This window comes from Desertimonas flava (genome assembly GCF_003426815.1).
GTDB classification, from domain to species: domain Bacteria; phylum Actinomycetota; class Acidimicrobiia; order Acidimicrobiales; family Ilumatobacteraceae; genus Desertimonas; species Desertimonas flava.
Map to the genome: position 1 here is coordinate 99,292 of NZ_QKYK01000009.1, position 26,061 is coordinate 125,352.

At 70.3% G+C, this 26,061-nt stretch carries 18 protein-coding genes; 6 read left to right on the top strand and 12 right to left on the bottom strand.

Annotation, left to right across the window (positions count from 1 at the left end; all coding sequences use genetic code 11):
- Positions 1–99: 99 nt before the first annotated feature.
- Positions 100–705, bottom strand: coding sequence for a TetR/AcrR family transcriptional regulator (locus tag DN771_RS12890; protein ID WP_116997924.1), 606 nt, complete (start codon positions 703–705; stop codon positions 100–102).
- A gap of 227 nt (positions 706–932) precedes the next feature.
- On the opposite strand from DN771_RS12890, the gene DN771_RS12895 reads away from it, so the two are divergent.
- From DN771_RS12895 to DN771_RS12910, 4 genes are all read left to right on the top strand, one after another.
- Complete coding sequence (locus DN771_RS12895; protein ID WP_116997926.1) at positions 933–3,335, top strand: HAD-IB family phosphatase; 2,403 nt, start codon at positions 933–935, stop codon at positions 3,333–3,335.
- A gap of 145 nt (positions 3,336–3,480) precedes the next feature.
- Positions 3,481–4,674, top strand: a complete 1,194-nt coding sequence (locus DN771_RS12900; RefSeq protein ID WP_162941883.1) for a zinc-dependent alcohol dehydrogenase — start codon at positions 3,481–3,483, stop codon at positions 4,672–4,674.
- A 124-nt stretch (positions 4,675–4,798) separates the two neighbouring features.
- A complete protein-coding gene (gene larAH, locus DN771_RS12905; RefSeq protein WP_193615367.1) occupies positions 4,799–6,385 on the top strand; it encodes an NPN-dependent hydroxyacid isomerase, LarAH14/15/16 family in 1,587 nt (528 codons plus the stop codon).
- Positions 6,386–6,424: 39 nt separating this feature from the next.
- A complete protein-coding gene (locus DN771_RS12910) occupies positions 6,425–7,435 on the top strand; it encodes a lysophospholipid acyltransferase family protein (protein ID WP_116997931.1) in 1,011 nt (336 codons plus the stop codon).
- Between the two features lie 168 nt (positions 7,436–7,603).
- Here the strand turns inward: DN771_RS12910 and DN771_RS12915 are convergent, their stop codons facing one another.
- The 9 genes from DN771_RS12915 to DN771_RS12955 all read right to left on the bottom strand — a co-directional run bounded on the left by DN771_RS12915 (position 7,604) and on the right by DN771_RS12955 (position 22,339).
- The gene (locus DN771_RS12915; protein WP_116997933.1) at positions 7,604–8,317 is read right to left on the bottom strand and encodes an ABC transporter ATP-binding protein; all 714 of its coding nucleotides are present in this window, start codon (positions 8,315–8,317) and stop codon (positions 7,604–7,606) included.
- Positions 8,314–10,023 carry a branched-chain amino acid ABC transporter ATP-binding protein/permease gene (locus DN771_RS12920; protein ID WP_116997935.1) on the bottom strand — a complete coding sequence of 570 codons (1,710 nt, stop codon included), beginning with the start codon at positions 10,021–10,023 and terminating at the stop codon, positions 8,314–8,316. The genes DN771_RS12915 and DN771_RS12920 overlap by 4 nt, the downstream gene beginning before the upstream one ends.
- A gap of 3 nt (positions 10,024–10,026) precedes the next feature.
- Entirely contained in the window at positions 10,027–10,902 is an 876-nt protein-coding gene (locus DN771_RS12925; RefSeq protein WP_116997937.1) for a branched-chain amino acid ABC transporter permease, read from the bottom strand.
- A 21-nt stretch (positions 10,903–10,923) separates the two neighbouring features.
- Complete coding sequence (locus tag DN771_RS12930) at positions 10,924–12,168, bottom strand: ABC transporter substrate-binding protein (protein ID WP_205528565.1); 1,245 nt, start codon at positions 12,166–12,168, stop codon at positions 10,924–10,926.
- 122 nt (positions 12,169–12,290) lie between these two features.
- Entirely contained in the window at positions 12,291–13,007 is a 717-nt protein-coding gene (locus DN771_RS12935; RefSeq protein WP_116997940.1) for a LysM peptidoglycan-binding domain-containing protein, read from the bottom strand.
- A 79-nt stretch (positions 13,008–13,086) separates the two neighbouring features.
- The gene (locus DN771_RS12940) at positions 13,087–14,949 is read right to left on the bottom strand and encodes a hypothetical protein (protein WP_116997941.1); all 1,863 of its coding nucleotides are present in this window, start codon (positions 14,947–14,949) and stop codon (positions 13,087–13,089) included.
- A gap of 90 nt (positions 14,950–15,039) precedes the next feature.
- Positions 15,040–16,491: a glutamate synthase subunit beta gene (locus DN771_RS12945; RefSeq protein ID WP_116997944.1), complete on the bottom strand. Its 1,452-nt coding sequence runs from the start codon at positions 16,489–16,491 to the stop codon at positions 15,040–15,042.
- Positions 16,492–16,623: 132 nt separating this feature from the next.
- Positions 16,624–21,258, bottom strand: coding sequence for a glutamate synthase large subunit (gene gltB / locus DN771_RS12950; RefSeq protein ID WP_116997946.1), 4,635 nt, complete (start codon positions 21,256–21,258; stop codon positions 16,624–16,626).
- 211 nt (positions 21,259–21,469) lie between these two features.
- Complete coding sequence (locus DN771_RS12955; RefSeq protein WP_116997948.1) at positions 21,470–22,339, bottom strand: crotonase/enoyl-CoA hydratase family protein; 870 nt, start codon at positions 22,337–22,339, stop codon at positions 21,470–21,472.
- A 94-nt stretch (positions 22,340–22,433) separates the two neighbouring features.
- Between DN771_RS12955 and DN771_RS12960 the strand changes: the two genes are divergently transcribed.
- Positions 22,434–23,081: a nitroreductase family protein gene (locus tag DN771_RS12960; protein WP_116998020.1), complete on the top strand. Its 648-nt coding sequence runs from the start codon at positions 22,434–22,436 to the stop codon at positions 23,079–23,081.
- A 22-nt stretch (positions 23,082–23,103) separates the two neighbouring features.
- On the opposite strand, the gene DN771_RS12965 is transcribed toward DN771_RS12960, so the two are convergent.
- Positions 23,104–23,832, bottom strand: coding sequence for a GntR family transcriptional regulator (locus DN771_RS12965; protein WP_116997951.1), 729 nt, complete (start codon positions 23,830–23,832; stop codon positions 23,104–23,106).
- 156 nt (positions 23,833–23,988) lie between these two features.
- Here DN771_RS12965 and DN771_RS12970 point away from each other — a divergent pair, with 156 nt between their 5' ends.
- The gene (locus DN771_RS12970; protein ID WP_205528566.1) at positions 23,989–25,599 is read left to right on the top strand and encodes an alkaline phosphatase D family protein; all 1,611 of its coding nucleotides are present in this window, start codon (positions 23,989–23,991) and stop codon (positions 25,597–25,599) included.
- 3 nt (positions 25,600–25,602) lie between these two features.
- On the opposite strand, the gene DN771_RS12975 is transcribed toward DN771_RS12970, so the two are convergent.
- Positions 25,603–25,983: a VOC family protein gene (locus DN771_RS12975; RefSeq protein WP_162941884.1), complete on the bottom strand. Its 381-nt coding sequence runs from the start codon at positions 25,981–25,983 to the stop codon at positions 25,603–25,605.
- Between the last annotated feature and the right edge of the window lie 78 nt (positions 25,984–26,061).

The window sequence follows — 26,061 nt, forward strand, 5'->3', positions numbered from 1 at the left end:
CCGTGCCCCGACGTTCTGGCTCCACCAGAAACTCGGTCGCTGTTCTGGTGGCGCGAAAACGCCGTGACACGGTGTTCTGGCTCCAGCAGAACGCGAGGCTCAGGCGTGGGGTGACAGGGCGGCGCGGAGGAAGGCGCGCAACTCGGTGCGGAGGTGACGGAGCTCGACCAGGTTGGCGTGCCAGCCGACGGCCCGCAGCGCTTCGGGGTCGGTGGCGATGCCGGTGACGGTTGCCGCGGCGAGGGATGCGAGCAGGCGCGGATCGCTGCGACGCACCCGGCCGGCGTCCATCTCCGCGCCGAGATACGCCACGGCGCGGTCGACCAGCGGGACCAACCGCTCCCGCAGGCGGGCTGCCCGGGCCTCGGGGAGCCTGCTCAGCTCACGCATCAGCCCGAGCAGGGGCGGCGTGCGCACGGCCGCACGGAAGACGGCGCGCACCACCGAGTCCACGCGGGCCAGCGGCTCGTCGGGCGCGGCGCGCACGGCAGCCTCGATGACGGCGCCCATCTGGGCCACGGCGTCGGCGAACACGGCGTCGACCAGCTCGTCCTTGGTGGCGAACCAGTACAACACGGTCTGCTTGCGCACCCCGACGGCAGCGGCGATCTCGTCGAGCGAGACGGCGTCGACGCCGCGCGTGCCGAAGAGCTCGGTCGCCGCGGCCAGGATCCGGCCCCGGGTCGATGTCGCGACCACCGCCACGCCATCGGTCTAGCACGTCTCTCTACCAACTGGTAGAGAGACGTCGCCGGGCGTGATAGAACAAGGTCCGTGATGCCTCCCGTTCAGCGAGCGCAGCGAGCGTCCCGAAGTCCGATCGGCCAAGGGGACGGAGGAGCTTGCTCCGACCGAGCCGTTCACGCTGCGCAGGCAGATCACGGCGTGGCCACTGAGCTTCAGCGAATCGCTCGTATGGAACGCAGCAGCGCGTGATCGCCGAGAGCCTGGCCGGCAAGCGCATCGCCATCACCGGATCCACCGGGTTCGTGGGCACGGCGCTGGTGGAGCGCCTGCTTCGCTCCGTGCCCGACTGCTCGCTGGTCCTCCTCGTGCGCGACGGCAAGCGCACCCCGGCGCCCGAGCGGGTGCGCAAGGAACTGTTGAAGAACGACGCCTTCGACCGGCTTCGCGCCAGCCACAGAGACGGCCGGGGTCGCGGCGGCGAATCGTTCGACGAGATGACGGCGCGGCGCATCACGACCATCCGCGGCGACGTCGGGCGAGACGGCCTCGGACTCGACGCCGACGACCGGCGCACGCTCGCCAGCTGCGACGTCGTCATCCACTCCGCCGCCACCGTGTCGTTCGACTCCCCGCTCGACTCGGCGATCGAGATCAACCTGCTCGGGCCCACCCGCATCGCCAACCTGCTCCACGAACTGGGCCCCAACCCGAATGGCGTCCTCCCCCACCTCGTCGCCGTGTCCACGTGCTACGTGGCCGGCAACCGCCGCGGACGGGCGCCCGAGGAGCTGGTCAGCCAAGGACCGTTCGACCTCGGCCTGTCGTGGCAGAACGAGGTCACCGCCGCCCGTCGCCTGCGCAGCGACAGCGAGGCGGCCAGCCGGCTCCCCGATCAGCTCGCCGAATTCCGGGCGGCGGCGCGCAGCGAGCTCGGAGCCGCCGGCGCGCCTGCGCTCGCCGCCAAGACCGAGCAACTCCGCGAGCGATGGGTGAAGGACCAGCTCGTCACCGCCGGGCGCGCGCGCGCGGCGAGCGTCGGCTGGCCCGACGCCTACGCGTTCACCAAGGCGCTCGGCGAGCAGGCCCTCACCGACACCGTCGCGGCGAACGCGGCGACGACCGACACCGGCCTCCGGGTGCCGTTCACGATCGTGCGGCCGTCGATCATCGAGTCGGCGTGGGCCGAGCCGCGCCCGGGGTGGATCCGCGGCTTCCGCATGGCCGAGCCGGTCATCCTCTCCTACGCCCGTGGTCTGCTCAGCGAGTTCCCGGGCGTTCCCGAGGGCACCGTCGACGTCATCCCGGTCGACCTCGTCGTGGCCGCCATCATCACCGTCGCCGGCGTCGGCGCGGCGGACTCGCCACCGATCGTGCAGGTCGCCTCCGGAGGCATCAACCCGCTCAAGTACAAGGCGCTCGTCGACGACATCCGCGACTGGTTCACCGAGCACCCCGTGTACGACAGCGAGGGCCAGCCGATCGTCGTCCCCGAGTTCCGCTTCCCCGGCCGCGGACGCGTGCAGGGCCAGCTCACCAAGGCCAAGGCGGTGCTGGACCGCGGCGAGAAGATGCTGCACGCCCTGCCCTTGCGGGGCAAGCAGGCCGAGCTGTCGGCCAAGCTGGAGACGAAGCGTCAAGAAGTCGAGCGGGCGCTCGAGTACGTCGAGCTGTACGGCCTCTACACGGAATGCGAGGCGATCTACGAGGTCGACCAATTGCTGTCGGTGTGGGACCGCCTCGACGCCGCCGACCAGGAGGCGTTCAACTTCGACCCGCGCAGCGTCGACTGGCACCACTACGTCACCGAGATCCACCTGCCGTCGATCGTGCGCCACAGCCGTGTCAAGACGGCACCGGGCAAGACGACCACCGATCGCAACAAACGGCTGCGCAAGCAGGTGCTGTCCCCCGACCGCCACATCGCCGCGTTCGACCTCGAGAACACGCTGATCGCCTCCAACGTCGTCGAGAGCTACTCGTGGATCGCCACCCGCCGGCTCGATCCGGCTGAGCGGGTTCGGTACGTGCTGCGCACCCTGGCCGAGGCACCGCGGATGCTCAAGCTCGATCGGGCCGACCGCACCGACTTCCTGCGGCACTTCTACCGCCGCTACGAGCACGCGCCGGTGGAGCAGATCGAGCAGGACACACGCGAACTGCTCACGCAGGTGATCCTCACCAAGAGCTTCCCGGCCGGCCTGCGCCGCGTGCGTGAGCACAAGGCGCTCGGGCACCGCACGGTGCTGATCACCGGGGCGCTCGACTTCGCCGTCGCCGGGCTGCGGCCGCTGTTCGACGAGGTCATCTCGGCCGAGATGTCGGTCCGGCCCGACGGCACGTACTCGGGTGAGATGACCACCGTGCCGCCGACCGGAGAGGCCCGCTCGCAGATCCTCGCCGACTACGCCGAGGCCGAGGGCCTGTCGCTCGCCGAGTCGGTGGCCTACGCCGATTCCTCGAGTGACCTGCCGATGCTCGAGGCGGTCGGCTTCCCGGTGGCCGTCAACCCCGAGACCCGGCTCGCCGCCATCGCCCGCAAGCGGGGCTGGCTCGTGGAGCACTGGGCCAAGGCGGGCGGCAACGCCACCCGCCCGTTCCCCTTCGCCCCCGTGATGTCCGAACGCGACCGCCGCGAGAGGTTCGCATGACCCGCGACAGCATTCTCAGGCGTCAACGGTCGCGAAATCGCGACACGCGCGTCACACGAATCCTCGAGCGACCGCCGGCGCGGCGAACTGTGAGCGCTCGGCGCGGGTATGCGCGCTGTGGGCTCACAGATCGCGGGAGGCGGCGGTGAAGGCGCTGCAGATCAAGCGGTCGGTGCCGCGTCTCGGCCTTGCTCGCGTGGCGTCGGCTCTCGGATCAGCGGCGGCGGCGCGGGTCGGCCCGCTCGACTACACGAGCGTCGACGAGCCGGAGCTCCCGGGCGACGGCTGGCACCGCGTGCGCACGCGGCTGTCGGGCATCTGCGGATCGGACCTGTCGATGATCGAAGGCCACGCGTCGACGTACTTCGACGACCTCGTCTCGTTCCCGTTCGTCCCCGGCCACGAGGTGGTCGGCCAGCTCGACGACGGAACCCGGGTGATCCTCGAGCCGGTGCTGGGCCACGCCGCCCGCGGCTTCCCGCCGCCCTTCGACGGCGCCGCACCCGGCGACGGCGACGACTACGGCCACCTCGCCGACGAGACGGTGATCGACGCCGGCATCCAGACGGGCTTCTGCTGTTCCACCGGCGGGGGCTGGGCGCCGGAGTTCGTCGCCCACGAGAGCCAACTGCACCGCATCGGCGACGACGTCCCCGACGAACGGGCCGTCCTCGTCGAGCCGTTGGCCGGCGGCATCCACGCCGCCCTCCTCGCCGCCGCCGGGGCGTCCGCCGCCGCGACGGCCGAGCCGATCATCGCCGTGCTCGGCGCCGGCACGATGGGGCTCGCCGCGGTCGCCGGGCTCGTGCGGTACGTGCCCGACGCCGTCGTCGTGGTCGGCGCCCGCTATCCCCACCAACAAGCGGCGGCGAGGCTGCTCGGCGCCCATCACGTGGTGCCGGCCGCCGAGCTCGCCCGCGCCGTGCGCCGCCTCGACGGGTGCCGGATCGTCGGTGACCACCTCTCACGCGGCGCCCATGCCACCATCGACGCCGTCGGCACGGCGGCGTCGATCGCCGAGTGCCTGCGGCTCACCCGTCCGCGGGGCCGCGTCACGCTGATGGGCATGCCGGCGGAGGTCACGCTCGACCTCACCGGCCTGTGGCACCGCGAGACAGAACTCGTCGGCGCCTACACCTACGGCACCGAGACGCTCGTCGACGGCAGCCGCCGCCGAACGTTCGATCTCGCCATCGAAACCGCCACGGCGATCGAGGCCGAGCGGTGGCTGTCGGCCACCTACCGCCTCGCCGACCACGTCGACGCCATCGCCCACGCCGGGGCCGCCGGCCGACGGGGCGCCATCAAGATCGCCTTCGACCTCAGGGAGCCGGCATGACGCCTCCGCCGACGACATCGCCCGACCTCATCCGAGTGCCGACTGCCCTCCAGGTGGGCGCTCGACACTCCGGCGCGGTTCAACACTCGGACGGGTCGGACCGGGCGGACGGAGGGCGGGGCTGATGCCGCGCCCCGGATTCGTGCTCGATGTCGATCGCTCGACGCCGCCGATCCTGTTCTGGCACGGCGACGGTCTGCGCCTCGAGAAGCTGCCGGCCGACCGCAGCCGCGTCGTGTACGCGCCCGAGCCCCTGGACTCGATCGACGACATCGACGGCGCCATCCGCCACGCCCTTGAGCACCCGATCGACAAGGAACCGTTGCGGGCCTTGCTGTTCCCGGGCATGAAGCTGACGATCGCCTTCGACGACGTCAGCCTGCCGCTGCCGAAGATGCAGCGTCCCGACATCCGCCAGCGCGTCATCGAGGCCGTGCTCGACCTCGCCGCCGAGGCCGGCGTCGACGACGTGCACATCATCGCCGCCCTCGCCCTGCACCGGCGGATGACCGAGGCCGAGTTGCGCCACGCCGTCGGCGACCGCGTCTACGACGCCTTCGCCCCGTCCGGCGCGCTGTACCAGCACGACGCCGAGGACGCCGACAACCTGCTGTCGTTCGGCGAGACGCCGCACGGCGAAGAGGTCGAGATCAACAAGCGGGCGGCGACGTCGGATCTGCTCGTCTACGTCAACATCAACCTCGTCGCCATGGACGGCGGGTGGAAGTCGACGGCGATCGGTCTGGCGTCGTACAAGTCGCTGCGTCACCACCACAACCCGGTGACCATGGAGAACAGCAAGAGCTTCATGGACCACCACAAGAGCGAGATGCACCACGCCACGTGGCGCATGGGCAAGGTGCTCACCGACGGCGGCGTGAAGGTCTTCCAGATCGAGACCACGCTCAACACCGACACGTTCCCCAAGCCGTTCTCGTTCCTGTCCAAGCGCGAGTGGGAATGGAACGCCAAGGACCGGGCGCTCTACCTCGGCACCGCCAAGGGACTCGGCGCCATGCCCACCCCGGCGGCCCGCAAGATCCTCCACTCGATCGAGTCCCCGCACCAGGTGACGAGCATCCAGTGCGGCGACGTCGAGGCGGTGCACAAGATCACGGTGGCCAACGTGCACAGTCAACAGCTCGTCGAGGTGCACGGGCAGACCGACATCTTGACGATGGGCATCCCCTACATCTGCCCGTACAACGTTCACTCGATCATGAACCCGATCCTGGTCATGTGCATGGGTCTCGGGTACCTGTTCAACATGTACCGGGGCAAGCCGCTGGTGCGGGAGGGGGGCGTGGTGATCATGACGCACCCCACCGAGCCCGACTTCAACCCGGTGCACCACCCGAGCTACATCGACTTCTACGAGCAGGTGCTCACCGACACGACCGACCCGCACGAGATGTCGAAGAAGTGGGAGGAGCGCTACGCCTACGACGACTGGTACCGGCACCTCTACCGCACCGGCAACGCCTACCACGGCGTGCACCCGTTCTACATGTGGTATTGGGGTGCCCACGGGTTGCGTCACTGCGGCAAGGTGATCATCGTCGGCGGCAACCCCAAGGCCGTACGGCGGCTCGGCTTCACCGCCGCGTCGACGTTGAACGATGCACTGGAGATGGCCTCGGACGTGGTCGGCCGCTCCCCCACCATCACGCACATCAAGGCCCCGCCGCTCATGATCGCCGATGTGCACTGAGCGCGTGGTCCCATCCGAGTTCGGTGCCCGGCGGGTGACGTGAGCTCGGCGCGATATCTCAAGGTCGCGGCTCGGGCCGCGGGGCGCGTCGAGGACGCCGTCGCCAAGGCGACGCGGCCGGCGCGCAACGTCGGCTTCCCCTATCGGGCGCCGACCGTGCCGGGCGGCGTGGAGGTGCCCGAGGAGCCGTCCGAGCTCGGGGCCGACTACGACACTCGCTGGGCGCGTTCGCCCGTCGCCAAGGTGGCCAGGGCCGTCATCGTCGCCGGGCCGATGAAGGCGCTCGTCGACGGTCTGGCCGCGCCCGACATCTTCGGGCACGACCGCCTCGACGATCTCGTGCGCACCGCCGGCGACGACGGTCCCGCGCCGGTGATCTTCACGCCCAACCACCACAGCCACCTCGACACGGCGCTGATGGTGCGGGCCGTTCCCGACGTGTGGCGGCCCAAGCTCTTCACCGCAGCCGCCGCCGACTACTTCTTCGACAAGCGCTGGAAGGCGCGTCTGTCGGCGCTGTCGCTGAACGCCGTGCCGATCGACCGCGAGGCCACCGGCCGCAAGTCGGCCGATCAGATGGCCACGCTGCTGCAGCGTGGCTGGAGCCTCGTGATCTATCCAGAGGGCGGCCGCTCACCCGACGGCTGGGGTCACTCGTTCAAGGGCGGCGCCGCCTACCTCGCCAACCGGGTGGGCGTCCCCGTGGTGCCCGTCCACATCGATGGCACCGACACCGTGTTCCCGAAGGGCGCCAAGCGTCTCAAGCCGGGGCGCACTCGGGTGACGTTCGGTCGCCCGATCCGCCCCCACGAGGGTGAGTCGACGCGGCGCCTCAACGAGCGCATCGAGCGGGCCGTCGCCGAGCTCGCCGACGAGGCGTCCACCGACTACTGGTCGGCACGCCGCAGGGCGGCTGCCGGGACGACCCCGTCGCTCACCGGCCCCGCCTACACCGGTTGGCGGCGCCAGTGGGCCCTCGCCGATCGCCGCAAGCGCGGCGTCGCCGCCTGGCGCAAGCCGCCCCAGCGCCGCTGGCCCGACCTCGGCTGAGCGAAGCGAAGCCGGCCGACGGCGCGCTGAGCGAAGCGAAGCCGGCCGACGGCGCGAGCGCCAGCGAGCCCGGCGGCGATGGGGTCCGGGTAACAGCTGGTGCCAGGCACCATCTGTTACCGCCCACAGCGCGTCCGACCCTCGGGAGCGGTTCAACACTCGGATGGGTCAATCGATGCCGAGATAGGCCTGGACGACCCGCTCGTCGGCGAGCAGCTCGAGGCCGGGGCCGTCGTGCACGATCTCACCGGTCTCCATCACGTAGCCGTGGTCGGCGACGCGCAGCGCACGACGGGCGTTCTGCTCGACGAGCACGACCGTCGTGCCGGTGTCGCGGATGGCAGCGATGACGTTGAATACCTCGTCGACGATGCGCGGCGCCAGGCCCATCGACGGCTCGTCCATCATCAGCACCGACGGGTCGGCGACGAGGGCGCGAGCGATCGCCAGCATCTGCTGCTCGCCACCGGAGAGCGAGCTCGCCGGCGCGCCCCGGCGTTCGGCAAGCACCGGAAACAGCTCGTACATCTCGGCGATCCGTCCGCCGCTGCTCCCCGATCGCTGCCAGCCGCCGAGCTGGAGGTTCTCGTGCACCGTCAGCCCGCCGAGGATCTCGCGTCCTTCGGGCACGAGGACCAGACCGGCGCCGACGAGGCGATGGGCCGGCTGCCGGGTCACGTCGCGTCCATCGAACACCACGCGGCCGCCCTTCGGCTTGAGCAGCCCGGCGACCGCCGACAGCACCGACGTCTTGCCGGCGCCGTTGGCTCCGACGAGCGTGATCAGCGACCCGGCCGGCGCCTCGAACGACACGCCGCGGGCCGCCTGGACCCGGCCGTAGGACACCGACAGGCCCTCCACCACCAACGCCGCGCCGGTCATCGGTCGTCCCCGACCGGTGCGTCGGACCCGAGATAGGCCTCGATCACCGTCTCGTCGGCGGCGATCTCGTCGGGCGTGCCCGAGGCGATCACCTCGCCGAAGTTGAGCACCACGACACGCGTGCAGGTGGCCAGCACCATGCGGACGTTGTGCTCGATCAGCAGCACCGAGACGCCCTGGTCCGGGAGCCCTGCGATCAACCGGCCGAGCGCCGACGCCTCGACGTGGTTCATCCCCGCCGCCGGCTCGTCGAGGATCAACAACGACGGATTGGATGCGAGGGCCCGAGCGATCTCGAGGCGTCGCTGGTCCCCGTAGGCGAGCTCGCCGGCCAGCGACGTGGCCCGCTCACCCAACCCGACGCGCTCCAGCTGGACCCACGCGTGGGCCAGGGCATCCTCCTCGTCACGCGCCGCCGAAGGCATCCACACGAGCCGGCGGAGGAACGTCGGCCGGGTCACGTGATGCGCACCGACGAGCACGTTCTCGAGGGCGGTGAGCCGGGTGAACAACTTGGCGTGCTGGAACGTCCGGCTCATACCAGCCCGGGACACCCGGTCGGCCCGGGTCGATTGATCGAGCCGGACGCCGAGCACGTCGCCGTCGCCCACGGTCGGAGCGACCAGACCGCTCAGCATGTTGACGAGCGTCGTCTTGCCCGCCCCGTTCGGGCCGATCAGCCCGACGATCTCGCCGGGCAGGACGTCGAGATCGACGTGGCGAACGGCGTGCACGCCGCCGTAGCTCTTGCCCATGCCCCGCACCCGCACCAGCGGCGCCGCGTCGCCCAGCGACCCCGGGTCCTGGCGGCCGACGGCGACCGCGGCGTCCCCGGCGCCGATGGCCTCCGCGCGTTGGGGTCGATGCCGCCCCCGCCGTGTCACCGGAACCAGGCTGGCGAACCCTCCGGGCAGGAAGAGGATCACCGCCAGCAGGAGCGCCCCGGCGATGAACGGCCGGATCCAGCCGGCCTCGATGTTGAGCGCCCGCTGGATGTCGGGGATGAACTCGAAGAACGCCGAACCGAGCACGGGGCCGACGAACACGGCGGTGCCGCCGACAACCGCCTTGACCAGACCATCGACGGCTGCCGGGAAGTTGAAGTTGTTGGGCTCGATGAACCGCGTGAAGTGGGCGTACATGACGCCGTAGAGCCCGGCGATCGCCCCCGCCGTCACGTAGCTGATCAGGCGGTAGCGGACGACGTCGATGCCCATCGCCAGGGCGGCGAGCTCGTCCTCGCGCACCGCGGCGAGCGCCCGTCCGAGCCGGGACCGGCGTTGCCGGGCGAACCAATAGGCGACGGCGGCCAGCAACCCGATGGCGATGGGCAAGGTGATGAGCTTGTCGACCCGCATTCCCAGCGCACCGCCGGTCCACGACATGTTGTTGAGCGTGATGCGGGCCATCTCGGCGAAGCCGAGCGTGGCGATGGCGAGGAAGACACCGCGCAGCCGCATCACCGGGATGCCGATCAGGAACGCCGCGGCCGCCCCCACACACATCCCGATGGCCACGCTCACGGCGAGCGGGGGGATGAAGCCCGCCACCGTGTCGTCGGGCACGGCCTTGGCCGCCGTGAAGGCGGCGACGCCGGCGCACCCGATCTGGGCCAGGCTCAGCTGGCCGGCGATCAGTACCGCGTAGAACGAGTACGCCAGCACGCCGTTGATCGCGATGAGGATGAGGGTGGACTCCTCGATCACCGTTCAGACCTCGCGCACCTGGCGACTACCGAACAGCCCTTGCGGCCGCAACAGGAGGATGAGGACGAGCAGCCCGAACGTGACGACATCCCGCCACGTGGAGCCGACGTACTGGATCGTCAGCACCTCGGCGAGTCCGACGACCATGCCGCCGACGAGCGCGCCGGGGATCGAACCCATCCCGCCGACGATGATCACCGCCAGTCCCTTGAGCTCGATGTTGTAGCCCATGTCGAGCTCGGCGCTGCTCACGTTGAGGGCGAACAGCACGCCGGCGACTGCGCCGAGGCCGCTCGAGAGGGCGAACGTCGACGCCGTGATCCGGTTGACGTTCACCCCCACGATGCGAGCCGCGTGCGGGTTCTCGGCGACCGCGCGCATTGCACGGCCGATGCCGGTCTTGGTGACCAGCAGCCACAGCAGCAGCGTCAATCCGAGGCTGACGGCCACGATCACGATCTGGAGCAGCGTGATGCGAACGTCGCCGACCTCGTAGCGGTGGTGCGGGAACGTGTCGGGCGGGAAGCGGCGGGTCGCCGGCCCGTAGCGCTGCTGGAGCAGGGCGACGAACATCGTGCCGAGCGCGATCGACGAGATCATCCCGCCGAAGTGGGCGTCGGGCCGGCGCGCCAACGGGGCGAACGCCAGGCGGTCGATGACGATGCCCAGCACCGCGCCGGCAACGAACACGCCGGGGATCGCCAGCCATATGTACCAGCCGGCGTCGGCCACGAGCTCGATGCCGATGTAGGCACCGGCCGCGTAGACGCCGGCATGGGCCAGGTTGAGGCGGTCGAGCACACCGAAGACCAGCGTGAAGCCGAGTGCGAACAGGGCGTAGATCGCCCCGTTCGAGATGCCGTTGACGAGTTGTTGCATGCCGGAGCGGCAGCAGGATGGTCAGCTCGTGGTGGACGGTTCGGTGCCCGCCGGGGCGCTGGCTGCGGTCTCGCTCCCGTCGGCACCGTCGCTCCCGCTCGCGAGCACGGCGAAGGCGCCGTCCTCGACGATCTGCACCACGGCCGGGTGGACCGCGTCGCGGTTCTCGTCGAAGCTGAAGCTGCCGAGCGGCGTCGGCACGTCGGCCAGTCCGGCCAGGCTGTCGCGCAATTCCACGGGGTCGATCGAGCAGGTGCTCTGGATGGCCGCATCGATGAGGTAGAGCCCCGTGTACGCCTGGGCGGCGAACTGGTCGGGCTCGGCGTCGTACGCCGCGCGATATGCCTCGAGGAACGCCTGGTTCTCCGGATTGTCGGAGGTGGAGTTCCACGCCGCGCCGACCACCACGCCCTCGGCTGCCTCGCCCGCGTCGGCCATCAGCTGCGGCGAGTTGAAGCCGTTGCCGCCGATGATCGGCACCTCGAGCCCGATCTCCCGTGCCTGGGACACCAGCGGGATCGCCGCCTCGATGAGCGCCGACACCACGAGGGCGTCGGGCTCGGCGTCTTGGGCTTCGGTGAGCAGGGTCCGGAAGTCGGAGTCGCCCTTCGAGAACGTGAGGGTGTCGAGGACCTCGATGCCCTGCTCCTCGAGCGCCGCGGCGAAGGCGTCGTAGCCCGACTGGGTGAAGGCGTCGTCGTTGGCGTACATCACGACGACGCTCTCGATGCCGAGCGTGGACGCCGCCGCCTCGATCGTCTGGGGGATGACCGCACCCTCGGTGAGCGAGTCGCGGAAGACGAAGTCGCCGATGTCGGTCACACCGGCTGCCGTGTTGGAGATGCCGAGCACGGGCACACCGGCGTCCTGGGCGACGGGATCAGCCTGCATCGCGCCGTTCGAGAGCGTCGGGCCGATGATTGCCGCCACACCGTCGCTGACGAAGCCCTCGAACACGGTGATGCCCTGCGTCGGCTCGGTGGCGTCGTCCTCGATGCGCAGGTCGTAGGTGACCCCGCCGCGTTCGTTGAGCTCGTCGCGGGCGAGCTCGAGGCCGCGCTGCTGGCTCTCTCCGTACGCCGCGGCGGCGCCGGTGAGGCTCAGGGCCGCGCCGATCGGGACGTCCGCGATCTCGCAGTCGCCGCCTTCCGCTCCGCTTCCCTCGCTGGGCGGTGCGGTGGTGGCGCCGACGGATGTGGATGCCACCAGGCCGGCAGCAACGGCCGCGATCGCGGCGATGGCAAGAGTTGGTCGCTTGACGTGCACGTCAACCTCCCTCGGGGTCTTCGGACGGACGTCGTGCACCATAGTGCAGCGTTTCTCAGCGCTCGACGGACCCGCCGACGCCCGCCGAGCGAGGGCGGTGAGCCGACGCGCCGGCGTTGCGGTCAGTCGACGTCGCAGGGCAGCCAGAGCTCCTGGCCCACGATGAACGTGTTCCACGCCGGGTTGTTGGCGTTGGCGATCTGGAGCTGGTCGACCGTCAGGTCGAGCTTCGTGGCGACGCGTGCCGGGTAGTCGCCGGCGACGATGTCGTAGGTGCTCCGATCGGATCCGTCGGGGCACTTCTCGCCGCCGTCGTCGACGAGGCTCGACGACTCCTCCTCGGTGGTCTCGGTGGCGTCGCCGTCGGACGAGGTGTCCTCCTCGTCCTCGGGTTCCTCCTCGTCGATGGTCGCCACGTCGAACGCGTTGGGCGGGATGGTGATGACCGTCCCCGGATAGAAGTCGTTCGGCGGGCAGGCGTCCCACCGGTTGATCTCGCAGATCTCGTTGTAGTCGTCGATACCCAGCTTGTTCGCCAACGACGACAGGAAGTCGCCGCTGCGGACCGTGTACTGCTGGGTTCCCGGCACGCGGCCGTCTTCACCGGCCGTGCCGGGCGTCTCCCCTGCCGCCAGCGTGGTCGACGCGCCAACGGCCGGAACGGTGGCGTAGCTGTTGGGCTTGATCGTCACCGTGGTGGGTCCGGTGACGTCGCCGTCGTCGCCACCGCACGCCGCCAGCGCGACCACCAGCATCAGCGGCGCGCCGAGGCCGGCGAGGCCGGCGCGGCGATGCCAGCCTCGTCGTTCGCCCTGGCCCGTTGCGGTCGTCGCCGTCATGAGCCCTCAGCGTAACGAGGCCGAGGCGCCGACAACGGTCAGCGCGACACCTGGACCAGGGCCTGTCGCCGGGTTCGCGTCAGGCCTCGGCGAGGACCACCCACGTGGCGCAGAGGACGTCCGACGGAATGCTGACGGAGAACGGTGTGGTGGCGCCGGGGGCGACGTCGTCGGTGTCGCCGTAGCCGTGGAACACGCCCGTCAGCTCGTCGCCGTCGAAGCAGGCCACCGACGCGCTCGGGAAGCTCGCCGCGACCGACTCGTCGTTCCGGGCGATGCCGACCAGCTCGTCGGTGTAGGCGCCGGGATTGAGCGTGGCTTCCGTCACGGTGAGCAGCATCGGGTCGCGGAAGGTGCCCGACTCGACTCCCGTCACCGCCAGTTCGAGCTCCTCGTCACCGACCAGCGAGTCGTAGCCGAAGCTGAGGCGGCCCATCGCCCAGCCGCCGGCGGGGATCTCGTCGGGGGCGACCGAGCCGTTGCCGGTGGCCACCAACCTGCCGTCGGCGTCCCGCGCGACCCCGCTGATCTCGACGCCGTACACGGTGGTGCCGGTGTCGTTGCGCAGGATGAACGACACGCCACTGCTGTCGGGCGCGGACTGCATGACGATGGACACCTCTCCCGGAACGCCGGCCGGAATCGCCACTTCCCCCTCTGCCCACGCCCCGGCCGGGACGCTTGTAAGCGACGAATCGGGCTCGGTGGAGGCGATCTCGTCGGTCGTCGACGCCGTGACGTCGCCGTCGCCGGGCGCGGTGGACGAGGGCTCGTCGTCGGTCGACGCCGTGTCGACCGGGGTGTCGGTCGACACGGTGTCCCCGGTCGACCCGTTGACGTCTGCGGGCTCCGTGGTCGACGTCGACGGCGGCGGACCGGGCGGCGGCGCCGTCGGGACGGCGACGGTGGGCGCGGGAACCAGGGGCGGCACCGTCGGTTGGCCCGCGGTCGTCACCGGCACGGGCGGGACGGTCGGCACGGCGACGGTCGTGCTCGTTGCAGGGATCGTCGGCGCGGCGACGGTCGTGCTCGCCGCGAGGGCGGTCGTCGGGGCCGGGGCCACGGTCGGTGCGGGCGGGGCTACGGTCGTGGCGGGCGCCGGAGCCATCGTCGTGGCGGGCGGCACGGTCGTGGCGGGCGCCGGAGCCATCGTCGTGGCGGGCGGCACGGTCGTGGCTGCGGCCGCGGTCGTGGTCGGGCCGGTCGGCTGGTTGTCGGGAAGGGGCGGCAGCGACGGCAGCGTGGTGGGCCCTGACGTCTCGCGGTAGGAGGCGCCGAGGTTGGCGACCATCTCGGGCAGCATCGCCGCGAACATGTCGACCATCGCCTGCTGCTGCACGCCACTCGGCGGTCCGACCACGGCGAACGAGATGAGCAGCTCGTTGCGTGACCACCGGAGCAGGCACACGGCGTTGGCACCGGAGCCGCACCACCCTCCGAGCTGTCCCCCCACCGTGGCGACGGCCGGCACGAGCACGGTGCCCTCGTCGGCGGCCAGGACCGACTCGAGGCTGGTGGCGCCGAGGAGGTAGCTCACCTCGAGGCCGATGCCGAACGGCGCGGCGGGGTCGGGTGACGCGGCGACCAGGTCGAGATCGACACCGCAGTACAGCGAGACGTTGTCGCCGAGGTCGGCGTTCAGGCCGGCGTCGATCACGTAGCCCTGTGTGCTCGGGGTCACGCCCCACTGCTGCGTGTACCAGCCCAGCTGCTCGGGCGTGAGGATCGGGCAGGGCTCGACGATGGGATCGACCTCGGCGTTGCGGAACAGGTACGAGTAGAAGCCGTCGATGGCCAGCTGGATCGTCGCGTCGTCGACGGCCGGCGGCGCGGCCGCCGCCCGGGCGGGCGCGGTGGGCAGGACGACGGTTGCGGCGACGACGGCTCCGATCGCGCTGAGCGCAAGCTTCCACCGTGCCGTACGCGGGCGCGACGACGGCATCACTCCAGTAAAGCAGCCGCCGAGCCGGGCGAGCCGCGGCCCCGCCGGCGGTAACAGATGGTGCCTGGCACCATCTGTTACCGCCGGCCCTCAGACGAGGGGGCGGGCGGTCGGAGGGATCGGCGCCGGCAGGGTCGTCTCGCCGACGAGGTAGCGGTCGACCGACGCTGCGCACGACCGCCCCTCGGCGATCGCCCAGACGATGAGGCTCTGGCCGCGACCGACGTCGCCGGCGACGAACACGCCCGGCACCGACGACATGTAGGAGTCGTCGCGGGCGACGTTGCCGCGCTCGTCGAAGTCGACGCCGAGTTGATCGAGCCACGACCCGTGCTCGGGACCGACGAAGCCCATCGCCAGCAGCACGAGGTCGGCGGGCAGCTCGCGGTCGGTGCCCTCCACCTTGGTGAAGCGGCCGTCGACCATCTCGACCTCGTGGATCAACAGGGCCTTGACGTTGCCGTTGCCGTCGTCGACGAAGCGCTCGGTGTTGACGCTGTAGACGCGCTCACCGCCCTCTTCGTGAGCCGACGACACGCGATAGATGAGGCTCCACTGCGGCCACGGATTGTTGGGCGCCCGCTGTTCCGGCGGGCACGGCATGATCTCGAGCTGGGTGACCGACTTGGCGCCATGGCGGTGGGACGTGCCCAGGCAGTCGGCACCGGTGTCACCGCCGCCGATGATGACCACGTGCTTGCCGGCCGCGCTGATCGGCGGCTCGTCGAGGTCGCCCTCCTGCACCCGGTTCGCCCACGGCAGGAACTCCATCGCCTGGTGGATGCCGTTGAGCTCGCGGCCGGGAACGGGAAGATCACGCCAGGCGGTGGCGCCGCAGGCGAGGACGATCGCGTCGTTCGACGCCAGCAGGACGTCGATGTCGATGCCGTCACCGACCGCCGCGTTGGTGCGGAACTCGGTGCCTTCGGCCTCCATCTGCGCCAGGCGCCGATCGAGGTGACGCTTCTCCATCTTGAACTCGGGGATGCCGTAGCGCAGCAGACCGCCGATGCGATCGGCCCGCTCGAGCACGACGACGTCGTGGCCGGCGCGGGTGAGCTGCTGGGCCGTCGCCAGGCCGGCGGGGCCGGAGCCGATGACGACGACGCGCTTGCCGGTGCGCACGCTGGGGATCTGCGGCTCGACCCAACCCTCGTCCCAGGCCCGGTCGATGATCTCGACCTCGACCTGCTTGATGGTCACCGGGTCGGCGTTGATGCCGAGGACGCACGCCGCCTCGCACGGCGCCGGGCAGAGGCGCCCCGTGAACTCGGGGAAGTTGTTGGTGGCGTGGAGCCGGTCGATCGCCTCCCGCCACTGGTTGCGGTAGACGAGGTCGTTCCAGTCGGGAATGAGGTTGCCGAGCGGGCAGCCGTTGTTGCAGAAGGGAATGCCGCAGTCCATGCAGCGCCCGGCCTGCGTGGTGATCGCTTCGACCGGGAAGTCCTCGTAGACCTCCTTCCAGTCGCGCAATCGCACCGGCACCGGCCGCCGCGTCGGCGTCTCCCGCGCCCATTTGAGGAATCCAGTCGCCTCACCCATTTTGCTGCGTTCCTACAAGTGATTCGCTGAAGCTCACTGGGCCACGCAGGCCGGCGCGCCGGCCGGCTCCGCTAGCGCTCCGCCGACCTATCCGGTCGAACTTCACGACGCTCGCTTCGCTCGCTGAACTCCTCATCCGCGACTCGCCTCCATCACTCGATCGACGGCTGCGGCCTCGTCGAGACCTTCGGCCTCGGCGGCGGCGAGCACGTCGAGCACCCGCTTGTAGTCCAAGGGCATCACCTTCCGGAACACAGTCAGCGACGTCTCCCAATCCTCGAGGAGCCGGGCCGCGACGGCTGACTCGGTGAACGCGTGATGGCGGCTGACGATGTCGCGCAGCTCCTCGGCGTCGCCACCGGTGACCTCTTCGATGACGACCATCTCGAGGTTGACCTTGTCGGCGAACGTGCCGTCGGGGTCGTAGACGTAGGCGATGCCGCCGGACATGCCGGCGCCGAAGTTGAGCCCGGTCGGGCCGAGAACGACGACGCGGCCGCCGGTCATGTACTCACAACCGTGGTCGCCCACGCCCTCGGCAACGGCGAGCGCCCCGGAGTTGCGCACGCAGAACCGCTCCCCCACCTTGCCGCGCAGGAAGATCTCCCCGCCCGTCGCGCCGTAGGCGATGACGTTGCCGGCGATGACCTGCTCTTCGGCGACGAACGGCGCCGTGGGATGCGGGCGGACGATGATGCGCCCTCCCGACAGTCCCTTGCCGAGGTAGTCATTGCTGTCGCCGATGAGGCGCAGCGTCACGCCGGCCGGGACGAACGCCCCGAAGCTCTGGCCGGCCGACCCGGTGAGGCGGATGTCGATCGTGCCGTCGGGCAGGCCCCCGCCTCGCCACTTCTTGGTGATCTCGTGGCCGAGCATCGTGCCGACCGTACGGTTGACGTTGCGCACCGGAAGATCGATCGCCACGGGCGTGGCGTCGTCGATGGCGGGCCGAGCCTGGCGGATCAGCTCGACGTCGAGGGCCTCGGTCAGGCCATGGTCCTGGGGTACCGACTGCAACAGCGACTGGCCGTAGGGGTTGCGCGGCGTGGCGAGGATCGGCGACAGATCGAGACCCGACGCCTTCCAGTGGTCGACCGCGGCGCGGGTGTCGAGCATCTCGACGTGGCCGATCATCTCGGCCATCGAGCGGAACCCGAGCTTGGCCATCAGTTCCCGCACCTCCGTGGCGATGAACTCGAAGAAGTTCTCGACGAACTCCGGCTTGCCACTGAAGCGGGCGCGCAGCTCGGGGTTCTGCGTGGCCACGCCGACGGGGCAGGTGTCGAGGTGGCAGACCCGCATCATCACGCAGCCCGAGACGACGAGCGGGGCGGTGGCGAAACCGAACTCCTCGGCACCGAGCAGGGCGGCGACGACGACGTCGCGCCCGGTCTTCATCTGACCGTCGGCCTGAACGACGATGCGGTCGCGCAGCCCGTTGAGAAGCAGCGTCTGCTGGGTCTCGGCGAGGCCGAGCTCCCACGGGCCGCCGGCGTGCTTGAGCGACGTCAGCGGGCTGGCGCCCGTTCCGCCGTCGTGACCCGAGATGAGCACGACGTCGGCCTTGGCCTTGGACACGCCGGCGGCGACGGTGCCGACGCCCATCTCGGCGACGAGCTTGACGTGCACGCGCGCCGCCGGGTTGGCGTTCTTCAGGTCGTGGATCAGCTGCTTGAGATCCTCGATGGAGTAGATGTCGTGGTGCGGCGGCGGGCTGATCAGCCCGACGCCCGGGGTGGAGTGCCGGGTCTTGGCGATCCACGGATACACCTTGTGGCCGGGCAGCTGACCGCCCTCGCCCGGCTTGGCGCCCTGGGCCATCTTGATCTGCAGGTCGTCGGCGTTGGTGAGGTACTCGGCGGTGACACCGAATCGGCCCGAGGCCACCTGCTTGATCGACGAGCGGCGCTCGGGGTCGTAGAGGCGCTCGGGGTCCTCGCCGCCCTCGCCGGTGTTCGACTTGGCGCCGATGCGGTTCATGGCGATGGCCAGCGTCTCGTGGGCCTCGGCTGAGATCGAGCCGTAGCTCATCGCCCCCGTGGAGAAGCGCCGCATGATCGCCGCCACCGACTCGACCTCGTCGATCGGCACCGGCTCGCGGACGCCTTCGCGAAGCTGGAAGAGGCCCCGCAGCGTGGCCAGCGTGCGCGACTGGTCGTCGACCGCCCGCGTGTACTCCTTGAAGATGTCGAAGCGCTTCGCCCGCGTGGCGTGCTGGAGCTTGAACACCGTCGTCGGGTTGAAGAGGTGGTGCTCGCCTTCGCGCCGCCACTGGTACTCGCCGCCGAGCTCGAGCTTGCGGTGCGCCCGCTCCTCGGGACGGGTCGGGTGGGCCGCGGCGTGGCGGGCGGCCACTTCGGCGGCGATCTCGGCGAGCCCGATGCCGCCGAGGCGGCTGACCGTGCCGGTGAAGTAGCGCTCGACGAGCTCCTCGCCGAGCCCGACGGCTTCGAAGATCTGCGCGCCGGTGTAGCTGGCCACGGTGGACACGCCCATCTTGGACATGACCTTGAGCACGCCTTTGCCGCACGCCTTGATGTAGTTGCGCACCGCCTTGTGGGCGTCGAGGCCGCCGAGGTTGTGCATGCCCTGCCCGTCGTTGGCGGCGATGAGGTCCTCGATCGACTCGAACGCGAGGTACGGGTTGATGGCACCGGCGCCGTATCCGATGAGGAGGGCCATGTGGTGCACCTCGCGAGCGTCCCCACACTCGACGATGAGGCCCACCTTGGTGCGCTGCTTGGTGCGCACGAGGTGGTGATGCACCGCCGCGGTCAGCAGCAGCGACGGGATCGGCGCCTCGACAGCGTCGGAGTTGCGGTCCGACAGCACCACGATCCGGGCGCCGTTGTCGATCGCCGTCGACACCTCCGAGCAGATGGCGCTCAGCGCCCGCTCCAGCGCCAGGCCGCCACCGGCGACGCGATAGAGCCCCTTCACCTCGACGGCCTTCAAGTGAGCGAAGCGGCCAGCCTCGTGAGATGCGTCGTCCGTGCGTCGTTCCGGTGTGGAGTCGGTGGCGGCATGGAGGATGCGGGCGAGCTCGTCGTTGTCGATGATCGGGAACGGCACGGTGAGTTGCCGGCAGCTCTCGGGACCCGGCTCGAGCAGGTTGGCCTCGGGCCCGACGGTGGAGGCCACCGACGTGACGACCTCCTCGCGGATGGCGTCGAGCGGCGGGTTGGTGACCTGGGCGAAGAGCTGACTGAAGTAGTCGAACAACAGGCGCGGCCGCTCGGACAGCACGGCGAGCGGCGTGTCGGTGCCCATCGAGCCGAGCGGCTCGCCGCCGGTCGCAGCCATCGGCGCGAGGATGATCTTGAGCTCTTCGTGCGTGTAGCCGAAGAGTTGCTGGCGGCGCAGCACGCTGTCGTGGCTGAACACCACGTGGTCGCGCTCGGGCAGGTCCTCGAACTCGACGAGCCCGTCCTCGAGCCACTGCTCGTACGGGTGCTCGGCGGCGAGCGTCGCTTTGATCTCGGCGTCGTCGACGATGCGGCCCGCCGCGGTGTCGATCAGGAACATGCGGCCGGGCTGGAGCCGGCCCTTCAGCACCACCTTGGCCGGGTCGATGTCGATCACGCCGACCTCGGACGCCATCACGACGATGTCGTCGTCGGTCACCCAGTAGCGGCTCGGGCGCAGGCCGTTGCGGTCGAGGACCGCACCGATGACCGTGCCGTCGGTGAACGTCACGCTCGCCGGGCCGTCCCACGGCTCCATCAGTGAGGCGTGGAACCTGTAGAAGGCGCGCTCGGCCGAGCTGAGCGTCTTGTTGTTCTCCCACGCCGGCGGGATCATCATCATCACGGCATGGTGAAGTGGTCGTCCAGCAAGGTGGAGCAGCTCGAGCACCTCGTCGAAACGCGCCGTGTCCGACGCGCCCGGGGTGCAGATCGGGAACGCCTTCTCGAGCGTCGGCAGGAGCGGACTGGCGGCCATCGCCTCGCGTGCACGCATCCAGTTCTCGTTGCCCTGCACCGTGTTGATCTCGCCGTTGTGGGCGATGAAGCGGTACGGGTGGGCCAGTGGCCACGACGGGAACGTGTTGGTGGAGAAGCGGCTGTGGATCAGCAGCAACGCCGACTCGAACCGCTCGTCGAGCAGGTCGGGGTAGAACGCCTGCAACTGCGGTGTTGTGAACATCCCCTTGTAGACGATCGTGCGCGCCGACAGTGAGGAGAAGTAGGTGGTGAGCTCGCCGTCGAGCTCGTGCTCGATTCGCTTGCGGGCCACGTAGACCTTGCGGTCGAGGTCGATGCCGCTGCTGCGGCTACAGGTGGCTCCCGCCGAAGCATCACCGGGATCGGCGACGAACAGCTGCCGGAACGACGGCATGACGGCACGAGCCGATTGTCCGAGGCAGGACGGCTCGATCGGGACGTCTCGCCAGGCGACGACCGTCAGACCCTCGTCGGCGACGATCGCCTCGATCGCCGCCTGGGCCTTCTCGGAGGCCACCGGATCGGCGGGCAGGAAGCCGATGCCGACGGCGTACTGACCGGGCGGCGGCAGGGTGACTCCGTCGTCGGCGAGGACGGACCGGAAGAAGCGATCGGGGATCTGGACGAGGATGCCGGCACCGTCGCCCGTGTCGGCCTCGGCGCCCGTGGCGCCACGATGCTCGAGGTTGGTGAGTGCGTCGAGGCCCGTTCGCACCAGCTCGTGGCTGGCGATCCCTTTGATGTGGGCGACGAACGAGACGCCACAGGCATCGTGTTCGAATCGCGGGTCGTACAGGCCGATGCGGCCGGGAAGATCTGACATGGACGTCGTCCTTGGTCTCGGCCCCGCCGGATCGGAGTCGGCGGGTGTCGGGATCGATGGTGGAGCAGGGACGACATTGGCCCAGCGAGATGTCAGTGTAGAGGGCGACCTGCCTGGTGGGGAAACACCGTTTTCACACGCATGTCACAACCAGTACCTGGACACCCGCCGGTCCCGAGATAGTGCCAGGCACTATCTCGGGACCGCGAGGTCAGGCGGGATCGGTGAAGACGGGCGGGCGATTCTCCATGCCGGCGGCGACCGCCTCGGCCTGGTTCGGGGTGCCGATCAGACTGCTGATCGTCTCGCGTTCGAGGGCGAACATCTCGGCGGCGTCGGCGTTGGCGAGGCGGTTGAACAGCGCCTTCACGCCGCGCACGGCATCGGGGCTGCGGCCGAGGAGCTCGTGGGCGAGATCGAACGCAGCGGCGCGGGGATCGTCGCTCAAGTGCGTGACGATGCCGAGCGCGTGGGCCTCGGCGCCGCTGATGATGCGGGCGGTCATCGCCAGCTCCTTGGCCACGTCGGGTCGGGTGAGCCGCGACAGGAACAGCGACGCCGTCATGTCCGGCGACAACCCCCAGAACGATTCCCGCACCGACATCTTGGTGTCGGGGTGGGCGAAGCGGATGTCGGCCCCGAGGGCGACCTGGAACCCGCCACCGAGCGCATGGCCGTGGACGGCGGCGATGACGGGCACGGCGACCTCCTGCCAGACCCACGCCGTGCGCTGGCCGAGGTGGGCGATCTGCCCGTCGCCGAGCGACCCGATAGCTGTCGATGCCTCGGCGCCAGCGCCTGTCGACGTGACGTTGCTGTCGCCGGTGTCGCTGTCGCTGTCACGCCCGGCCAACGCCGACAGCGACGAGAAGTCGAGGCCGGCGCAGAACGACGCACCTTCGCCGCTGAGCACGACGACGCGAACCCCGGACGCCGACTTGACCCACTCGCCGGCCTCGACGATGCCCTTGAACATGGCGTTGTCGAGGGCATTGCGCTTGTCGGGCCGGTTGAGCCGAACGTCGGCGATCCCGTTGGTGACAGAGATGGTGACCCGGTCCTGGAACGATGCGGTCGTCATCGGCCCATCATCATTGCTCGGCCCGCCGGTTGACGAGCCGGTCGCCGTGACCTCCGGTCCGAGCCGCGGCGGGCGGCGATGGAAGACTGCCGGCATGAGCCTCAACCTGTCGGCCGACCAAGTTCTCACCACCACGCGCTCGGTCCGCAAGCGCCTCGACTTCGACCGCCCCGTGGATCGGTCCATCGTCGAGGAGTGCCTCGAGATCGCCCTCCAGGCACCGACGGGATCGAACCGCCAGGGCTGGCACTGGGTCATCATCGAAGACCAGGCGAAGAAGACCGCCATCGCCGAGATCTACCGGGAGAACTTCGCGGCCTACCGCAACATGGCCCGGCCGGAGTACGCCGAGGGCGACACGCGCGGGGAACGGGCAGCCTTCGTGTCGGAGTCGGCCGACTACCTGGCGCAGAACTTCGAGCGGGCCCCGCTGCTCCTGATCCCGTGCATCTGGGGCCGCGTCGACGGAGCCGATTCGGCCACCAGCGCCGGGTTCTGGGGCTCGCTGCTCCCGGCCGTGTGGAGCTTCATGCTGGCGCTGCGCGAGCGTGGCCTCGGCTCGGCGTGGACGACGCTCCACATGCCCAACGGCGGCGACGCCAAGGTCGCCGAGCTGCTCGGCATCCCCCACGACAAGGTGAGCCAGGCGGGCCTGTTCCCCATCGCCTACACGCTGGGCACTGATTTCAAGCCGGCCAAGCGTCAGCCGCTCGCCGACGTCCTGCACTGGGACACCTGGTAGGCCACGCGAGCGGGAGCGGGCGCTACTCCACGAGACGCAGACCCGTCGGGTTGATCGACGGTTCGGCCGACGGCAGCTCGACCACGAACTCCGTGCGGTGCGCCGGGAAGAGGTGCTCGCTCACGAGGACCGGACGGCCATCGATGTCGGTGGTGACCCGCTGGCAGGTGAGCAGTGGTGCCCCGGCCGGCACCCGGAGCAACTGAGCGTCGGCCCCCGATGCGGCGTCGGCCCCGATCGTCTGCGTGGCGCCGCGCAGCTGAACGCCGAGCAGCTCGTGGAACGACCGCTGCTCGACGTCGTCCCGCGACAGCTTGCGGCCCAGGTCGGCCGGGCACCACACGGTGACGACGGCGAACGGCTCGCCGTCGGCGAGGTTCACGCGCTTCACCCGCAACACCGTGTCGGGGCCGAGGAGGGCGGCGACCCGCGCCGGTGGCTCGACGAAGGCGAACTCGAGGACCCGCCGCTCGTTGCTGCGCCCGTCCGAGGCGAGCTGGGCCTCGATCGTGCCCAGCTGCTCGAGGCTCTGGCGCACCGGCTCGGTGGCGACGAACCATCCGAATCCCTGCCGGGCGGCGATGAGGCCGTCTTCGCGCACGAGGTCGAGGGCCTTGCGGATCGTCACCCTGCTGGCGCCGAACTGCGCCGACAGATCGGACTCGCTCGGCAGGAGCGATCCGGCCGGGCGGGACCGAGCGAGCTGCCGGATGGCGTCGGCGATCTCCTGATAGCGGATCTGACGGGTCACGGTGCGTCGTCTCGGGGTTCGCAGGTCACTTGTATCAGAGTTGTCTACCTCGGGAGCCTCGTCAAGGGACTGCGGCGCGCGGGTTCACCCGAAGATCACATCGACGCCAGATCGCGGCCGCTGTGACGACAGATCGACCTGTTGCCATTGGCACTCGTGGCTGCCCCCACCCGAGTGTCGCGTCGGCGGTTCATCTCGCTCGGCGGCGCCGTCGCCGCCGGGCTCACAGGGAGTGGCATCGCCCGCGGAGCCGCAGGCGGCGTGCGCTTCTTCGGCACGTCGGCCGAACCGCCGATCACCCGGGATCCCTTCACCCTCGGCGTCGCGTCCGGCGACCCGTGGCCCGGCAGCGTGGTGTTGTGGACCAGGCTCCTCCCCCGCCCCGACCGGATCGACGATCCGGGACTGGGACAGCGATCCGTGGACGTCGCCTGGCAGATCGCCACCGACCCCTCGATGCGAGTCATCGAGCGCCACGGCGTCGCACGAGCCGAGCCGGCGCACGGCCACTCGGTGCATGTCACGGCCGACGGCCTGCGGCCGGGCCGCGAGTACTGGTACCGCTTCCGGACCGGATCCTGGCTCAGTCCGATCGGGCGGACGAAGACCGCACCGGCGACCGACGCCACGCCCGCTCGGCTCGACCTGATCGCTGCGTCATGCCAGTCGTGGGCGGCCGGCTACTACACCGCGCATCGTCACATCGCCGCGGAGCATCCCGACGTGGTGGTGTTCCTCGGCGATTACATCTACGAGCGCCCGATCACGGCCACCGACTGCGCCCGGCTCCTGCCGACCGACCTGCCCCCGCACCTCGCGACGGAGACCGACACCCTCGAGCGCTACCGCGCCCAGTACGCGTGGTACCGGCAGGATCCCGACCTGCAGGCGAGCCACCGCGCGGCGCCATGGGTCGTCACGTGGGACGACCACGAGGTGCAGGACAACTACGCAGGCTTTGACAACGTGAGCGGCCTCGCCGATGATCGCTTCGCCGCTCGCCGGGCCGCGGCCTACCAGGCGTACTGGGAGCACCTGCCGCTGCGCAGCCGTCCACCGATCGGGCCGTCGATGACGATGCACCGGCGTCTCGACTTCGGCACGTTGCTGCTGCTCGAGGTGCTCGACACCCGCCAGTTCCGCTCACGTCAGATGTCGGGAGCCGGATGGACGGCCGACGCCCCGGGCCGGCGCGACCCCGGGCGGACCATGCTCGGCGACTCCCAGCAGCGCTGGCTCGAGGCTGGCCTACGAACCTCACCGGCGACGTGGAACGTGATCGCCCAGCAGGTCATGCTCGGCCGCATCGCCATCGAGTCGACCGACGGCCCACTCCACAACGTCGACACCTGGGACGGCTATCCCGTCGCGCAGCGCCGCATGCACGACGCCCTTGCGGCGACTGCCAACCCGGTGGTGCTCACCGGCGACCTGCACGCCGGCTACGCCCTCGATGTGACGGCCGCAATCCGCCACGACTCCGACCGCGACGTGACGCCGATCGCCGCCGAGTTCGCCGCCACGTCGATCAGCAGCGGCGGTGACGGGAGTGACGAGTCAGCGACCCATCGCCGTCTGCTGCGCAGCAACCCCCACCTGCACTACGCCAAACCGCGCCGCGGCTATCTGCGCTGCCGAGTGTCGCCGCGCGAGATGACGGTCGACTTCCGCACCGTTCTCCGCGTCGAGCGCGATGCTCACTCGCCGGTGTCGACAGACCGTTCGTTCGTCGTCGAGGCCGGCCGCCGGGGAATTCACACCGCGTAGCGGTCAGACGCCGATGAGCTCAATGCGATTCCCGAACGGGTCGTGCACGAACCCGCGCTCGGTCCCGGGGGTCTCGTCCGACCAGGTGATGTCGAGGCCGGCGTCGGCGACGAGTCGACGGAGCCCTTCCACTACCAGCGCGGGGTGCGCCTTACGAGCCGGCCGGAAGTCGGCATCGACGCCGACGTGGAGCTGCACGTCGCCGGCGACGAACCAGCAGCCACCCCGGGCAGCCATCGCCGCCGGCTTGGGCAGCTCCGCGAACCCGAGCGCTCCGACGTAGAACCGGCGCGCCTCCGCTTCTCCCCCGGCGGGGATGGCAAGCTGGACGTGGTCGATCGCCCGCCATCTCGACGAGCCGGAATGTTGGGGGACGTCGCTCACTTGTATTAGAGTTGTATACGTCAGCGGAGACGTCAAGTCCCCCGGCCTCTCCCAGCCCAGCCGCCTCTCCCAGAAGGA

Coding starts and splice junctions, on each gene's coding strand:
- DN771_RS12955 (WP_116997948.1), bottom strand. CDS start 22,339: ATGACGACCGCATCGTTCCAGGACCGGGTCACCATCTCTGTCACCAAC.
- DN771_RS12925 (WP_116997937.1), bottom strand. CDS start 10,902: ATGCAACAACTCGTCAACGGCATCTCGAACGGGGCGATCTACGCCCTG.
- gltB (WP_116997946.1), bottom strand. CDS start 21,258: ATGTCAGATCTTCCCGGCCGCATCGGCCTGTACGACCCGCGATTCGAA.
- DN771_RS12915 (WP_116997933.1), bottom strand. CDS start 8,317: ATGACCGGCGCGGCGTTGGTGGTGGAGGGCCTGTCGGTGTCCTACGGC.
- larAH (WP_193615367.1), top strand. CDS start 4,799: ATGCCGCGCCCCGGATTCGTGCTCGATGTCGATCGCTCGACGCCGCCG.
- DN771_RS12960 (WP_116998020.1), top strand. CDS start 22,434: ATGAGCCTCAACCTGTCGGCCGACCAAGTTCTCACCACCACGCGCTCG.
- DN771_RS12940 (WP_116997941.1), bottom strand. CDS start 14,949: ATGCCGTCGTCGCGCCCGCGTACGGCACGGTGGAAGCTTGCGCTCAGC.
- DN771_RS12935 (WP_116997940.1), bottom strand. CDS start 13,007: ATGACGGCGACGACCGCAACGGGCCAGGGCGAACGACGAGGCTGGCAT.
- DN771_RS12945 (WP_116997944.1), bottom strand. CDS start 16,491: ATGGGTGAGGCGACTGGATTCCTCAAATGGGCGCGGGAGACGCCGACG.